Annotated in this window: 16 protein-coding genes and 1 pseudogene; 5 read left to right on the top strand and 12 right to left on the bottom strand. The window is 64.4% G+C overall.

The genetic code is table 11. The annotated features are described in order from the left end of the window. Positions 1-319 precede the first annotated feature (319 nt). From B9A95_RS30185 to fabF, 4 genes are all read left to right on the top strand, one after another. A complete protein-coding gene (locus B9A95_RS30185; protein WP_139807174.1) occupies positions 320-910 on the top strand; it encodes a TetR/AcrR family transcriptional regulator in 591 nt (196 codons plus the stop codon). A 47-nt stretch (positions 911-957) separates the two neighbouring features. Then, positions 958-2,361, top strand: coding sequence for an MFS transporter (locus tag B9A95_RS30190; RefSeq protein ID WP_084051302.1), 1,404 nt, complete (start codon positions 958-960; stop codon positions 2,359-2,361). Positions 2,362-2,520: 159 nt separating this feature from the next. Continuing rightward, positions 2,521-2,799: a hypothetical protein gene (locus B9A95_RS30195; protein ID WP_084051303.1), complete on the top strand. Its 279-nt coding sequence runs from the start codon at positions 2,521-2,523 to the stop codon at positions 2,797-2,799. Positions 2,800-2,900: 101 nt separating this feature from the next. Next, positions 2,901-4,184, top strand: a complete 1,284-nt coding sequence (fabF, locus tag B9A95_RS30200) for a beta-ketoacyl-ACP synthase II (protein ID WP_084051304.1) — start codon at positions 2,901-2,903, stop codon at positions 4,182-4,184. A 615-nt stretch (positions 4,185-4,799) separates the two neighbouring features. Here fabF and B9A95_RS30210 read toward each other — a convergent pair. From B9A95_RS30210 to B9A95_RS35960, 10 genes and pseudogenes are all read right to left on the bottom strand, one after another. Further along, entirely contained in the window at positions 4,800-6,839 is a 2,040-nt protein-coding gene (locus B9A95_RS30210; protein WP_084051305.1) for a cation:proton antiporter domain-containing protein, read from the bottom strand. Between the two features lie 144 nt (positions 6,840-6,983). Then, positions 6,984-7,175, bottom strand: a complete 192-nt coding sequence (locus B9A95_RS37445) for a hypothetical protein (protein ID WP_084051306.1) — start codon at positions 7,173-7,175, stop codon at positions 6,984-6,986. Beyond that, positions 7,176-7,346 carry a hypothetical protein gene (locus B9A95_RS34340; RefSeq protein WP_170928877.1) on the bottom strand — a complete coding sequence of 57 codons (171 nt, stop codon included), beginning with the start codon at positions 7,344-7,346 and terminating at the stop codon, positions 7,176-7,178. Between the two features lie 78 nt (positions 7,347-7,424). Beyond that, positions 7,425-7,739 carry a hypothetical protein gene (locus B9A95_RS37450; protein ID WP_084051307.1) on the bottom strand — a complete coding sequence of 105 codons (315 nt, stop codon included), beginning with the start codon at positions 7,737-7,739 and terminating at the stop codon, positions 7,425-7,427. Between the two features lie 9 nt (positions 7,740-7,748). Next, on the bottom strand, positions 7,749-8,681 hold the full coding sequence (locus B9A95_RS30225; protein WP_245808600.1) for a DMT family transporter: 933 nt from the start codon (positions 8,679-8,681) through the stop codon (positions 7,749-7,751). A gap of 110 nt (positions 8,682-8,791) precedes the next feature. Further along, positions 8,792-9,028: a hypothetical protein gene (locus B9A95_RS30230; protein ID WP_084051309.1), complete on the bottom strand. Its 237-nt coding sequence runs from the start codon at positions 9,026-9,028 to the stop codon at positions 8,792-8,794. 561 nt (positions 9,029-9,589) lie between these two features. Then, positions 9,590-9,748, bottom strand: coding sequence for a hypothetical protein (locus B9A95_RS36470; protein WP_281255910.1), 159 nt, complete (start codon positions 9,746-9,748; stop codon positions 9,590-9,592). A gap of 136 nt (positions 9,749-9,884) precedes the next feature. Next, positions 9,885-9,986: pseudogene (locus B9A95_RS36475) on the bottom strand (hypothetical protein); the annotation flags it as partial. After that, positions 9,983-10,177: a hypothetical protein gene (locus B9A95_RS35955; protein WP_245808601.1), complete on the bottom strand. Its 195-nt coding sequence runs from the start codon at positions 10,175-10,177 to the stop codon at positions 9,983-9,985. The pseudogene B9A95_RS36475 and the gene B9A95_RS35955, both read right to left, overlap by 4 nt. A gap of 25 nt (positions 10,178-10,202) precedes the next feature. After that, positions 10,203-10,394, bottom strand: a complete 192-nt coding sequence (locus B9A95_RS35960) for a hypothetical protein (protein WP_245808196.1) — start codon at positions 10,392-10,394, stop codon at positions 10,203-10,205. Positions 10,395-10,517: 123 nt separating this feature from the next. Here B9A95_RS35960 and B9A95_RS30250 point away from each other — a divergent pair, with 123 nt between their 5' ends. Continuing rightward, entirely contained in the window at positions 10,518-11,060 is a 543-nt protein-coding gene (locus B9A95_RS30250) for a Type 1 glutamine amidotransferase-like domain-containing protein (protein WP_212648432.1), read from the top strand. A 91-nt stretch (positions 11,061-11,151) separates the two neighbouring features. Here B9A95_RS30250 and B9A95_RS30255 read toward each other — a convergent pair whose 3' ends face one another. Together B9A95_RS30255 and B9A95_RS30260 are read right to left on the bottom strand one after the other, a co-directional pair. Further along, the gene (locus B9A95_RS30255) at positions 11,152-11,607 is read right to left on the bottom strand and encodes a molybdopterin oxidoreductase (protein WP_084051311.1); all 456 of its coding nucleotides are present in this window, start codon (positions 11,605-11,607) and stop codon (positions 11,152-11,154) included. Between the two features lies 1 nt (position 11,608). Next, entirely contained in the window at positions 11,609-14,056 is a 2,448-nt protein-coding gene (locus tag B9A95_RS30260; protein ID WP_084051312.1) for a molybdopterin oxidoreductase family protein, read from the bottom strand. Positions 14,057-14,236: the final 180 nt, after the last annotated feature.

A 14,236-nucleotide genomic window follows, 5' to 3' on the forward strand; every position in this document is an offset into this window, starting at 1 on the left:
CATTCACCGCCAGACGCACGTGTGCGCCGAGCACCGAACAGTCAGCCGGGCGCGGGCTCCGCATTGCCCCATCTGTCGGTCTCCTATGAGGCCACAGGGGGAAAACCGGCTGCAGCAGCGCGGTCAAGACCTCCTGACTCCCCAGGGACCGGGTGCCACCCAGGCAAAACGGCGCGCCGCCAGGCAGTGAGGCGCTGCCCATTGAGGAGTGCGGCGGGAACCGCCACTGCGTGCGGCCGCACCTCTGTTCCTCCCCTTGACGGCAATTCCGACTTCAACGTACCATCCTTTCAGACCGATTGGTCTGAAAGGAGAGGTGTTGAGCAAGGGCGACCGCACGCGCACGATGATTCTGGAGCGGAGCATGGAGGTGTTCAGCCAGCGGGGTTATGGCGGCACCAGCCTCAGTGACCTGATGCGGGCCACCGGGCTGGAGAAAGGCGGCCTGTACAACCACTTCCCGAGCAAGGACGCCATTGCCCTCGCCGCCTTCGACCACGCTGCCGAAACGCTCCGGCCCCGGTTCACGGCGGCCCTCACCCAGCCCGGACCCGCGGCCGAGCGCCTCTACGCCTTCGTCGCCGCCTTCCGCGCGAATCTGGCCGCTCCCCTCATTCCCGGCGGCTGCCCGGTTATGAATGCCGCCATCGACGCCGACGATACCCATCCCGAATTGCGCGCGCGCGCCTTGGGTGTCGTGGAGGGTTGGCATCACGCCCTCTCGCGCATCGTGGAGAAGGGGATCGCGTCGGGCGAGATGCGCCCCGACACAGATCCAGCGGCCATCGCCTCCCTGACCATCGCTGCCGTAGAGGGTGCCGTGATGGTCGCGCGCCTCACGGAAGATCTCAACCACTTCGACCGCGTCGCTTCAAGCCTGCAGGCCGTCTTCGCCTCTCTGCAGGCTTGAGTTTTTTTTGTCCTTAAAACAGACCGATTGGTCTGAGAAGGAGTGCCGTGACCCCTCTCATCCAGCGCCCGACCCTGCTCGCGGCGAGCGTCGCCCTCGTGGTCGTGATGCTCAACGTGTCCATCGTCAATCCCACCCTGCCCGAGCTCGCCCGCGACCTGCGGGTCGGCCCGAATCTGGGATGGGCCGTCAACGCCTATACCCTGGCCGTCGCCACCCTGCTGCTCGCCGCGGGTGCTTTGGGGGACCGGGTGGGACACCGCCGCATGTTGCTCGCCGGGCTGGGCGTGAGCGCACTGGGCGCGTTGCTGGCAGCGCTCGCGGTCACCTTCCCCGCGGTCCTCGCCGGGCGCGCCGTACAGGGCGTAGGGGCCGCCCTGGTCCAGCCTGCCACCCTCGCGCTGCTCGCGCACGCCTTCACCACCCCGCAGGAGCGGACCCGGGCCCTGGCGCTGTGGGGCACGGCGTCCGGCCTGGGCATCGCGTTAGGACCCGTGGTGGGGGGCCTGCTCGTCGATGCGGTGGGTTGGCACGGCCCCTTTGCCCTCCTTGCCGCTGCCTGCCTGGGCGCGCTGCTGCCAGCGCTCCGCGTGCCTTTTGAGACCCCCAGGAGTGGACGGCGTGAACCCTTTGATGTTCCTGGGCTGATCCTGATCGTGGCGGCCCTGGGCAGCGGCGTGTTGGCCCTGGCGCAGGGGCGCGTCTGGGGCTGGAGCTCACCGCCCATCCTCGCGCTGCTCGCGTTTTTCCTGGTCGCGCTGACCGCGTTCCTGCGGGTCGAGCGCTCGGCGCGCCGTCCACTCGTGGACCTCGCGGTGCGCCGAGCGCCCGGTTTTATCCCGGCGACCCTCACCGGCTTGCTCGCCTTCCTCGCCACCTTCGGCCTGCTGCCTTTCCTCACGGTGTTCCTGCAAACCCACCTGGGCCTGAGCGCCACCCGCGCGGGCCTGCTCGTGCTGTGCTTCCCCCTGGGATTCGCCCTGGGCTCAGCCCTCAGCGGACGGTTGACCCCCGCCCGCGGAGCGCGGTTCACCCTGACCGTCGGTCTGGGACTGGCGGCCGTTAGCACCCTGCTGTGGTGCGGGATCGGGTTGGAGCGCCCGCCCGGCCTGATGGCCCTGAATTTCGGCGGATGGGGTCTGGGGCTGGGCGTGAGCCTGAGCGCCTTGACCGTGGTCGCCCTGGCGCACGTGCCGGCGGCGCAGGCAGGCATGGCGTCGGGCCTGCTGAACACCGCGCGTCAACTGGGCACTGCCCTCGGTGTGTCGGTCTTCGGTGCCCTGGTCGCCTCCGCGTCTTCCAGCCCCTCCTACGTCACAGGCCTGCAGCTCGGCGCCCTGCTGGCGGGCGGTGCCCTCTTCGTGGGCCTGGCGCTCTGCCTCACGGCCTTGCCCACCTCGCCCGCAAGGCCAGTGGCACCGGCCCTGCGGCTGGCGGAGGAGGAAGCGTGACGTCCATTCCCGGCACACAGCTGCTCGCCCTTGCAGCGGCGGTGACCTCTGGGCCGGAGCGCTGCGGACCTCACGGCCAGCCGTACCCCAGCGCGTGGGTTTACTGGGCTGAGGAACTGCGGCAACGCCGCCACCCTGCTTGCCGTCTGGCAGCCGGTCATGCTGCACGCCACCTCGGCCTCGGTTCAGGTCCTGACGCTCGCCGCGAGCGCCCCGCTCACGGGAGACTTTGATTTCACGCACCTGGGTGAGAGGCGGTGGCAGGCCCGAACCACCTTCGTCTGTGACGGAACCGAGATCGCCGCCGTGGAGGAGGGCGGGAGGTTCACGTCTGGCGCCGGGGCCAGGTCAACTTCCCTTCACGCGGCGTTGATGGAGGCGGCCCTGGACGGGGCGACCGACGAAGCCGTCTCCAACTTCATTCGACTCACCCTCTGAAAGGAAGCGCGTGTTCTTGCTCCATCATCCCTTCTCCGTGGCTCAGCTTGCAGCCAGCCAAAGCTTCCGTTGCGCGGCGCTCCAGCTCAGACAGGTCCGAGATGACGCGTCCTGACCTGAACGCGCCCATCTTCCTCCCTTCCCGGCGGCGGGTGGTCGTCACCGGCCTGGGTCCCGTCACCCCCATCGGGATCGGTGCGTCCGCCTTTCAAGGCGCCCAGCACCGCGGGTACAGTGGGATCCGCCGCATCACCCGCTTCGACGCCTCCGACCTGCCCGTACGGATTGCGGGTGAGGTGGACGCGGACCTCAGGCGCTGGGTCGATCCCAGAGAGGCGAGGCGCCTCGACCGCTTCGCGCAACTCGCCCTGGCTGCTGCGGAGCTCGCCCTGGAGGACGCCCGCCTGGACCCGGTCACCCTCGACCTGGAGCGGACCGGCGTCGTGATCGGGAGCTCAATCGGCGGTATGGAAACGTGGGAGGCCCAGACCCGGCTCGCCTTTGAGCGGGGCCTGTCGCGGCTCAGCCCCTTTTTCATCCCGATGCTCATGGCGAACGCCGCCACGGCCCACGTCGCCATCCGGTACGGCCTGCAAGGCCCCAGCACGGTCCCTGCCACCGCCTGCACCACCGGTGCGGACGCCCTCGGCACCGCGCTGCGTCTCCTGCAGCACGGCGAGGCGGACGTCGTCCTCGCGGGCGGCGCGGACGCGCTGGTCACGCCCCTGGTCGTCAGTGCGTTCTCGGTCATGAAAGCGTTGTCCACGAACAACGTCTCCCCAGAGGAGGCGAGCCGTCCATTCTCCGCGGGCAGGGACGGCTTCGTGCTCGCGGAAGGTGCGGGCGTGCTGGTGCTGGAGACCCTGGAGCATGCTCGGGCGCGGTCAGCGCGGATCTATGCCGAACTGTTGGGTTTCGGTCGGGCCACCGACGCGTATCACGTGGCCAATCCCCACCCGGAAGGACGAGGAGCGGCCCAGGCCATGCGCCGGGCGCTGAAGGATGCGGGCGTTGCCGCGGAGGCGATCGGGTACCTCAACGCGCACGCCACGTCTACTCCCGCCGGAGACCGGGCGGAGGTGCTCGCCATTCGGGAGGTGTTCGGAGAGCACGCCCCGAAGCTGCTCATTTCAAGCACCAAGAGCATGACCGGGCACAGCCTGGGGGCCTCGGGGGCTGTGGAGGCCATCGCCACCGTTCAGGCCCTCTTTTCGGGCGTGGTGCCGCCGACCATCAACCTGCGTGAGCCCGACCCGGAACTCACGCTGGACTTCGTGCCGACTACGGCGCGAGAACACGGCGCCCAGTACGCCCTGTCGAACTCGTTCGCCTTCGGGGGCCATGACGCCGCCCTGCTGTTCGGCGCCTTTCGTGAACGGGAGTGATCCCCGCGGCTGAAGATTCTCAACCTGTCCGCATCCGCACGTTTTCCTGGCAGGGCCCGCTGTTCGGTTCCCACCCCGTGAGCGGTCTGGACTCCCTGCGCGCCATGGACCGCAGCGAACTGCCGGTGCCCTCCGTGATGGCCGCGCTTGGCTCTGACGACGTCCCTCCCGAAGCCGAGCGCGGCCGGGTGACATTTTTCCTCGACCCGCAGGAATACCACAACCCAATCGGCAGCGTCCACGGCAGCGTGTTCGCCACGCTGCTCCCATTCGGCAATGGGCTACAGCGTGCATTCCGCCCTTGCGGCGGGTCTGGAATACACGACGCCGGAGTTCAAGGTGGGCTTCGTCCGTGCGTTTCGGGTGGAGACGAAGCGGGTCCGCTGTGCCGGCCAGGTCCTCTCCACAAGACGGCCGCGTAGAGGACGGGGCGGGGAAGCTGTACGCCCACGCCACCACGACCTGCCTCGCCTTTCGTGCTTTCGGCGAGGTGATCGGCGCGCGAAGACCATCTGAGCGCCCTCCCATACCTCTGGCCCTGTTCGGAGCTTGAGGCCTGATCCAGCGGTGAGAAGTACTCGAAACGTGCGCCTGCTCGGCAGGCCTTTGGGGCCTTTACCGTGTCCAGCCGTGCTCATAGCAGTACGCCCAGGTTTCGCCGGGCTCAGCGCTGTGAATCACTGGGTGGGTCCGCGTGCGGGCGTGCTGGGTCGCGTGCCTGTTTTTCGAGGAATCGCAGCAGCCCACATGTCCGCACGTCATGCAGGTGCGCAGGTGAACCCAGGTGTCGCCCAGCGCAATGCATTCCAGGCAGACGTCAGCTTCCGGGAACACCGGCCCCGAGGCTGCCAGGGCGTGTTCGCACTGCGCCTGCTGCTCTGGAGTGAGGCTGACCGCTGGCCGCTCAGCGAGGTGCCGGGCGATCTCGGCGCGGCTGAATTCCGGGGGAGTCAGCAGGTCCAGGATTCCAGCGGCAATTTCCTTTCGCGGTGTCAGCACGTGCCGCGCTCCCAGCGCCTTAAGGTGATTTAAGTCGTCGGGGGTTTCGGCCCGCGTGATCACGGGCAGTTCCGGTGCCACCGTGCGGGCCACGCTCACTGCGCGGGCCGTCATTTCCGCATCGTCGTCCGCAATGACCAAGACGCGGGCCGAGGCGAGCCCCAGGTCGCGCAGCAAGCCGGCCCGGGTGTAGTCGGCGATGAGGACTGGGGCGCCACGCCCCGAAAGTTCGCTCGCTCCGTCTGGACTGCGGGTGATGACGCTGTACGGCACCCCTGCGCGCGACAGTGCGCGAGCCGCGAGCCGCGCATGCGCTCCATACCCGGCGAACACCACCCGGTCTGCCACGGGCAGCGCAGCCCCATGATCCTCTGCGGCCGGTTCCTCCACCGGGGCGCGCATGGGTTGCGGCAACCGGCCCACCAGCGGCCCGGCCAGGGCACCGAGGGTGGGCGTCAGCACCATCAGCAGCACCGTTGCGGCGATAAATACCTGCGTGCCCTGTGCGCCCAGTCCCGCGAAGCTCAGGCCCAACGCGGTGCCTGCGGCCGCCAGCACGAAGGAGAACTCGCCCACTTGCGCTGTCAGGAGCGCCACCGGCAGGGCCACCTGGGGGGGTTCGCCCAGCAGCCGGGCACTCAGGGCGGTCATCACCACTTTGATCGCAGCGATCAGGAGCACCGCCCCCAGCACGGCGGGCAGGTGGGCCAGGAGGAAGGCTGGGTCCAGTTGCAATCCCACCGACAGGAAAAACGCGGCGCTGAACAGCACCTGAAGGGGAAGAATTTCACCCAGCGCCTGCATGCCGTAGCGGCTCTCGCTCACCAGCAGGCCAGCCAGGAAGGCCCCCAGCGCGAGGCTGACGCCCGCCATGGCAGTCAGGCTCGCTGTCCCAAAGCAAAGGGCCACCACGGTGAGGAGAAAGATCTCGGTGCTGCACGTCCTGGCCACCACCTCCATGACGGGAGGCACGAGGCGGCGCGCCGCGACGAGCACAAAGGCAATGATGCCGACCGCTTTGATCAGCGCGAAGGCAACGCCGCCCAGCCCTCCGCCCTGCCCCGCCAGCATGGGGATCAGCAGCACCATCAGCACCACCGCGAGGTCCTGGAAGATCAGCACGCCCAGTGCCACCTGACCGGTGCGCGCGCCCGTCTCGCCCCGCTCGCCGAGCAGGCGCATTACGATGGCCGTGCTCGACAGGGCGACCAGGCAACCGGTAAAAACGGCGTTCTGCCCGCTCACTCCAAAGGCGAGCAGGGCTCCAGCAACGGCACCGACCGTCAATCCCGTCTGAAGGCCGCCCCCCAGGAAAATCAGCCGGGCGATGCGCGTGAGCCTCTCCAGGCTGAACTCGACCCCGATGGTAAAGAGCAGCAGCATAACGCCGACCTCGCTCACCGCGGAGATCAGGGCCGGGTCGCGGATCAGCCCCAAGACGCCCGGTCCGACGAGTACACCCGCAAGCAGAAAACCAATGATGGGTACCAGCCGCGCCCGAAAAGACAGGTATGCGGCGAGCGCCGAAACCAGCAGGAGCAGGGTCAGGTGCAGGAGAAACTCAGGGGGACCGGTGTGGACGGCCCCACCTTCCGCAGCGAGGGCTGGCCCAGTCCCAAGCGTACATGCAGCGAGCGCGGAAAGCAGACGAAACATGGAGCAGTCTGGCACGTCACGCTTGCGTACGAAATACGTTTCGTACGGTCACCCGCCTGCATTTCTCGGCGTTGCGGTCGACGTAAATGCTGATCTCGCGGCGCAACGTGAACTCCACCTGAAGGGTGCCGAACAGCACCTCCGTCAGGCGCCTGATCCAGGTGCTGCAAAGGGCCGAACAGCTAACAGGCCAGACCCAGGAAGAGGTTGCCCAGGACGGCTCGCCTGGGCGAACGCGAGTCTGAACGCTTCCATGGCCGCCGTCAGGAAGGCAAGGTCGCTGAAATTCACCGAATGGTGTGTGCCGGAGAGGAGCGTCGCCCGTACGTCCGTCACCTATCCTTGCGTCCCCGTCTGCAGCGCGGCCTCCAGCCCTTTGTGAATGCCGGTGAGGTCAGTCCCCGGCACGCTGCCGCCCGTCTGCTTGCGGAGCACATGGTCGGTTGTGGCGCTGCCCCGCACCGTTTCGCGGTAGGCGACGCTGGCATCTCTTGGCCGGGACATCATACCGAATAATAATGATTTTCACTCATACGGCTATGAGAGTCATATCTATTTAAGTCTTCCCAGACATGATCTATATCCTCACCACACATCTGTCCATATACAGGAATCACTTTGATTCCGTATCACACCCTGCTTGCGGGTCACGCGCTCCATCACCACGTCGGGGTGGAATTCGCCCTTGCCGCTCACCAGGCTCCGTCCGGAGTCTGGATCGCTCGCCAGGCGCAGGGTGGGGTCTTCTTCAACCAAGTGAGGGCAGACAGGACCAAGGTGGCTATTGTTCTGCGTGGTCCTTCCGTCGTGTCCACCCGCCTTGACACTGATAAAGGGAAGGTGCCGGTCTGGCGCTGCGTTGGTGGCAGGTACCCAGGGCTTGGGAGAAGGGCGCTGCAACGGCTCCGCTTACCGTGGGCGCAGAGGCTCCGGACGGTCCTGGCGCTGTCCGGGCCAGTTTGCCAGTGTGGCTCCAACCAGAATCACGGCGGCAGCCCCCCACACGGCAGGCGGCAGACGTTCGTGCAGTGCGGCGGCGCTGAGCACCAGGGCGATGGCCGGGGCGAGCGTGTTCCAGACGCTCGTTCGGGCGGCACCGAGGATCCGCGTTCCATTCGCCCAGGCCAGATAGGCGATGACATTGGCTCCTAGGGCGCTGAGAGTTACGCCCAGCCAGGCAAAGAGGGGAACGTTATGAGCGCGCGGCAGGTGGGTGAGCGCCCACGCCACATACGGCAGACAGCCGAGGACCAGACTGAACGCGACGAATGGCAACGCCCCGAGCCGCTGGGTCAGGGGGCGGTTCCAGAGGGTATACATGGCCCAGGCGGTGGCGGCGGCCAGGAGCCATCCCAGACCCGACAGGGACACAGGCGTCCCGGGCTGCCGCGTGACGGCCAACAGGGCGAGCAGGCCAGCGAACGCGACGGTCACCCCTCCCGCCTGACGCCTGCTCGGCCGCTGGCCCAGCAGTAGCCCCAGTGGAATCACCAGCACGGGCACGACGCCGTTGACCAGGCCTGCCACCCCCGCTGGACTCGCACCGATGCCTGCCAGGAAAAACGTCTGGAACACCGAGTTGCCCAGCAGGCCCACCGCCGCCACCTGACCCCAGGTCCGGGCGTCCCAGCGGGGCCAGCCGTGGGCACGCACAGCCAGAACCAGCAACACGGTACCGGCGATCAGGAAGCGGCCGAGGTTGATGGTCTCGGCATTCAGGTGGGCGAGCAAGGCCTTGAGCAGCACCACGTTTGCGCCCCACAGAAACACGGTAAGGAGCACGCCGGTCAGGGCCTGCCGCGTCGCAGTCTGGGTGGGCGTTGACGAGGAGGAGAGGGCCACGCGGACGAGCATACCCTTTCGCCGAAACCCTGCCGCGTCTGGCCTTTCCGGCACCTGTTGAGCGGCATTCGCCGTCCCCGTTCCGCCAGGCGCTGAAGACCAGGGATGGGTCAGGGATACAGGTCAAACCCCCCCTCGTTGAGCCGCTGCTCCAGCCGCGTCTTGGCTGCCCGAATCTGCTCCATGGTGGCCGCCTCAAAGTAGACCTTGATGGGCCTACCGGGACGACTACGGGCCGTATCCCACGTGACCTCGGCCAGCTCTGCGTGGTCACGGAGTTGCTTAAGCGCGGCTTTAACGGCTTTTTCGGGAACGCCTGCGTGAATGGCCATATCGTCTTTGATCACGCCGTACCGTAGCAGAGGTCTGGGGACTGGTCGGCGAAAGCGCCCCGCAACTTTGTGGGATGGTCGGCGTTGGGTTGCTCATCGTCGGGACGCTCGTTTGGAGCATTCCCCGATTCGAGGGTCCAGGAGGACCAGCGGACGTTCCCCCTTCCACCGGCTCTCACCCTCCCTTGAGTGTCGCAAGGCCCGGCGCGCCGTGTCATTTCGGCACGCTCGGATACTCGTGCTCCGCGCTTTCTCCGTCTCCTCGTCCTGAGGCTCGAACACCTCCTCAGCACAGGCCTCATCAGTAGAAAGCTTCCCTCATAAACGGGGGTAGAGTTTGGGGGAAGGCGGTGCTCGTTTGCTTCGCGCCAAGTCAAGGCGCATACGCCTGTATCTCATTTCCTGGGGAGGACAGTGAAACTCCTGCTTACTTCGGCTGGCATTAAAAACCCGAGCATTCATGCCGCGCTACTCGACCTCCTGGGGAAGCCGATCTATGCATTCCCACAGCAATTTACTCCTTTTCCGGTGGACCTGACATGGCTGATCGGGAATTCATTAGACCTCTTGCGAAAGTCATGATCGGCAGGCTTGTGTGAGGTTGCGCAGGGCCGCGGTGAGCTGAAGCCGGCGCGCAAACCGACGCCGCTGATGTCGGTACACGCCCTTCAACACGCGGAAGATCTTCATGCGGCGAATCACATGTAGGATACCCTGCCGGATATAGGTCAGCACACGGTTCTCCTGGCGCTGCTCCGCGGACAGAGGTGGGCGCGAGCGTCGCCTTGTGGGTGATGGCGTGCCTGTGACTTCTCCACAAGCCCTGATACCCAGCATCTCCAATCAGCGCCGTTTGGTGAGGAAAACGGACGTCTGACGAACCCAACAGCTTCAGGTCGTGAACTGCTCCAGCGCTTGTGGCGGTGCTCAGGATGCGCTGCGTCACGGTGCAGATGACCAGCTGAAATTTCAGGGTGTGGCACTTTTTCTTCCCGCTGTACCAAGCGCGCTGCTTTTTTTGGGCCGTTCACAGGGCACTTCAGCTGCATCGACCGCAACGATGCTGTGCACGAGTTGCGCTTCCTGAAACACGCGTTTCTTGGGCATCTGGAACCGTGCACTGGCGATCAGAGCCGCTTCCACGCGTTCCACCGTGCGGTGCACGCCATGCTCATGCACGCCCCAGTCGTCACCCAGGTGCGCGAAGGTACGCTGCTCGCGCCAGAATTCCAGCGTGACTGAGCAATTGTTCCGCCACGCTGAGTGCGGCTGGGCGCCCAGACTTCTTCTTCCGTCCTTCGCGTCGCATCAGCACCTCTTCCATCTCGGCAAAGGTCTCCGGGTAGACCCCGGTGCGTCGACGAAACTGCTTGCGATTCATCTTCAGTGTGCGTGTCAGACGGTCTCGCTCCACCCGGCCAGCTTAGTCCAAGACTTTTGCAAGAGGCCTATTAATGGTTCAACCGCCAGCCCCATGTATGAACTGGGTTGAAAGTCGTTGGGCGTGCTGGAACTCACCGCACTGCCCAGCATTAAAAAAGAGTATTGGGCTGCTATTCAGGAGGCGGACGCCCTGCTGGTATATGGCGGCGACGTCGTGTGCCTGAGCTGCTGGACGCGGGAGTCCGAATTAGAGAACCTCCTGCCGTCGCTGCGAGAGACGGTCTATGTGGGGATTAGCGCGGGTAGCATGGTCACGGCCCCTGTCTTCGGAGAGACGTACGATGACCCTGAGACGCCCTTTGTCATCAGTGCGGGGATGGGGCTGGTAGATTTCGCGTTGCTTTTACACCTGGATCACGAGAACCATCCAGAGCGTTCTTCAGCCAAGGTAGAGAGAATGGCCGCCGAGGTCCCCGTGCCAACCTATTGGATTGACGACGAGACCGCCATCAAGGTGACGGATGGAACCCTCGAAGCCGTCTCTGAAGGGCGTTGGGAACTTAAACCCGTCTCTGCTGCCCCTCTGACCCGTACTTTCCGCGGAGGGCTGTGCCCTTTCCTACTGTTCCTCGGGATGTTTGTCAAAAAGAGATCCTCTTTTTGATCGATCAGCGAGAGCAGCCCTCAATGCGTGTTGCCAAGAACGCAGCTGTGGGGGGTGTCCTTCAACTCCCAATATAATTTGGACAAATACTCTAGGCGACCACCAACGTTTGAGGGGCAGCCTGCTTGATACGCATCAGAAAAAAGGCGAGCTGACGTTTGGTCTCGTTGCCGCATTCCTGACAGACACGCTCCAGCTCGTCGTCCCGCAGTGCCTGAGCGGCCTGCTCCAGAACAGTCCAGCAGAGTTGCACTTCATTCGCCAGCAACCAGAGGTCGTGCAGGTCTCGCAGCAGCGCCAAGCTCCCCTGACGTGGTCCATGAAACAGCGCGTTTTCCAGATTCTCCGGTTCAGAATTCTTGTTTTCCTTGTACTTCTGCACCAGCGGTTTCAAATGACCGAGGTGTTTCCTGGACCAGGCGGCGAGTAGCTGACAGGTTTCGTAAATATCGGGCTCGTCCTGATGATGTTCGGCCACTTTCGACAGTGCGTCCACCAGCCGCTCTTCGCTGCCGTGCACCAATCCGAGGTAATTTCCGACGTGCATATCAACCATCCACCCTTTGTGTCGTTTTCGGCTGTTGCGCTTGGGACTTCGGGGCCGTGTTGTCCTCGGCTTGGTTTCTCGAGAGCAGGTTCGTGGCCGCTTGCGCAGCACGCCTCATCAACCCGGGTTGGGGCACGGCGTCCTTGGCATCGTATTTGCTGATTCGCACAGCGGCGTACTTGTAGTGCGGCTGCTTGCTCACCGGGTCCCACTCGGTGAGCGTCAACTCGTTCGCTGCGCGTGGCCGGCTCGGGTCATCCCAGTACCCGTAATGCCAGGGAATAAACACCAGACCCGGCTCAATATCACCGATGCGGGCGCGCTCGATTACCACGCCCCGTCTAGACTCCACCAGAATCCAGTCGTCTTGTTCAATGCCGTACGTTGCCGCGTCTTCTGGAGAAATCTGCACGAACGCGTCTGGCGCAGCCTCTTGCAGTTCCTTGGACCTGCCCGTCTTGGTGCGGGTGTGGAAATGGTACACCTGCCGCCCTGTGGTGAGCCACAGGGGGTACTCGTCGTCCGGCACCTCGTGCGGCTCGCGGTACTCCGAGGCCTTGATCAGGGCGCGGCCTTTCGGATCGTTTGCCTTGTACTCCTCCTGGGTGTGCGCGGCTCCCGTCTCAAGATCATGCCCGTACGTCTCGGCGTAGTCTGCACTCGTCGGGAAGACGAAGTCGGTGTACAGGCGAACGGTACCGTTTGGGTTCGCCTCGTTCACAGGCCACGGAATACCACTGCCCGCGAGGAGTTTCTCGTACGTGAAGCCCGTATAGTCGCAGGGCCGCCCCCTGGTACATTCCTTCCAGGCTTCAAATGCACTCTCGGCATCAGTCCACTTGATGAGCGGCTCCCCGTCCTGGTCTCGGAAATCCATACGGTGGGCGTAGTCGAGGAAGATGTCGAGGTCGCTCTTCGCCTCCCCGGGAGGCTCAATGGCTTTGCAAGAGATATGGACGGTTCGGCTAACGTTGGTGAAGGTACCGGTCTTCTCACCCCAGATGGCGGCGGGCAGCACCACGTTGGCGTAACGTGCCGTCTCCGTCATAAAAGCGTCTTGCACGACCACGAACAGGTCTTCTTTATGAAGGATCTTCCGGACGCGGTCCAGTTGAGGGAGACTCACAGCGGGATTGGTCGCCTGAATCCACAACATCTTGATACTTCCCTGCTCAGCGTACCGCCAGATCTGCATGGCGTGGGTCGGAGGACTCCAATGCGGGATCTTGTTCAAAGGAACGTTCCAGAGCCTGGCAAGCTGCTCGATGTGCCCTTTGTTCCCCCAGTTTCGAAAGCCGGGCAGGTCGCCGTCAGCCCCTGTCTCACGGGTATTCTGGGACGTGGGTTGTCCGTTCATCTGGAGAATGCCGCTGCCAGGTTTTCCAATCAGTCCACGAACGAGGTGGATGTTGTTTACCTGTACGGCAGCTGCAGTGGCTTGCATCGATTGGTACACGCCCTGCAAGACGGTAGAGACGAGACTCTTTGTATTCGCCAGGATCTCGCCGGCCGCACGCAGGTGAGCGGCCGGCACACCTGACAACTGTTCCACGAGTTCGGGAGTGTACTTCTCGACGGTTGCCTTGAGCTCGTCGTACCCAATGGTATGGTCGTTGAGGAATTCCTGATCGATGGTCCCGGCCCGAAGGATCAGGTGCAGCAGGCCGTTCAGGACCGCGACGTTGGTACCCACTTTGGGTGTTAGGTGTATGGTGGCCTTCTCGGCGGTGAAGGTGCAGCGGGGATCGATCACGATGATTTTCGGTGGGTTGGGACCTGCAAGGCGGTCAAGGATCCGCATCCACAGCACCGTCTGTTGTGACGCGATGTTGTGCCCGACGTGCAAGATCGTGTCGGTTGTATCGAGGTCCTCGTACCCACCGGGCTGCCCGTCACTGCCGAACGAGACTTTCAGCGCGGCGGCGGCGGTCGCTGTGCACAGCCGAGTATTGCCGTCCATGTGCGGCGTCCCCAGCCCCGCTTTGCCGATCACGGCCAGCGTGTAGTACTCCTCCAGAAAGAGCTGTCCACTGGTGTAAAAGCCAATTCCCAGGGCAGTGTATTCCTCGACGATCTGTTTGGACTTGCGCACGATGAGGTCCATGGCTTCGTTCCAACTCGCTTCTCGTAACTGCCCGTCCTCGCGGATCAACGGCTTCGTCAGTCGGTCTGGACTGTGGTTCGCCACCCAGCCGTGCAGACCTTTGGGGCCCAGGCGACCCTTATTGGTCACGTCCGTAGCGAGGCCGCGGACGCCGACGATCCGGCCATTTTTCACACCTATATCCAGACCGCATCCATTCGAGCACAGCACGCAAGTCCCCCGGACCCAGCGCTCGGGTGTTTCCAGGACCCGTTCGTCCACCCGTATGGGCCACTCCTGAGTAGGACCGTGCGGCGTGCGCTGTCCCCAGATGTCGTTAATGCTGTTGCGTGATTCGGTGGTCATGCTTTTCCTCCTGCCTGGAGAAGTGGGGCACCTCAAACGTTGGATGACGGAAACGGTGTGGGTCAGACATGTGGCAAGGGACGGGCGACTGGGTTGGTAGACCTGCTTCACAAATTGATCGTTATGCGATACAAATCGGCGAGTTTCAGCTTAGACATTTGTGCAGCGCCCAGGCTTCAG

Source organism: Deinococcus hopiensis KR-140 (assembly GCF_900176165.1).
Classification (GTDB): domain Bacteria; phylum Deinococcota; class Deinococci; order Deinococcales; family Deinococcaceae; genus Deinococcus; species Deinococcus hopiensis.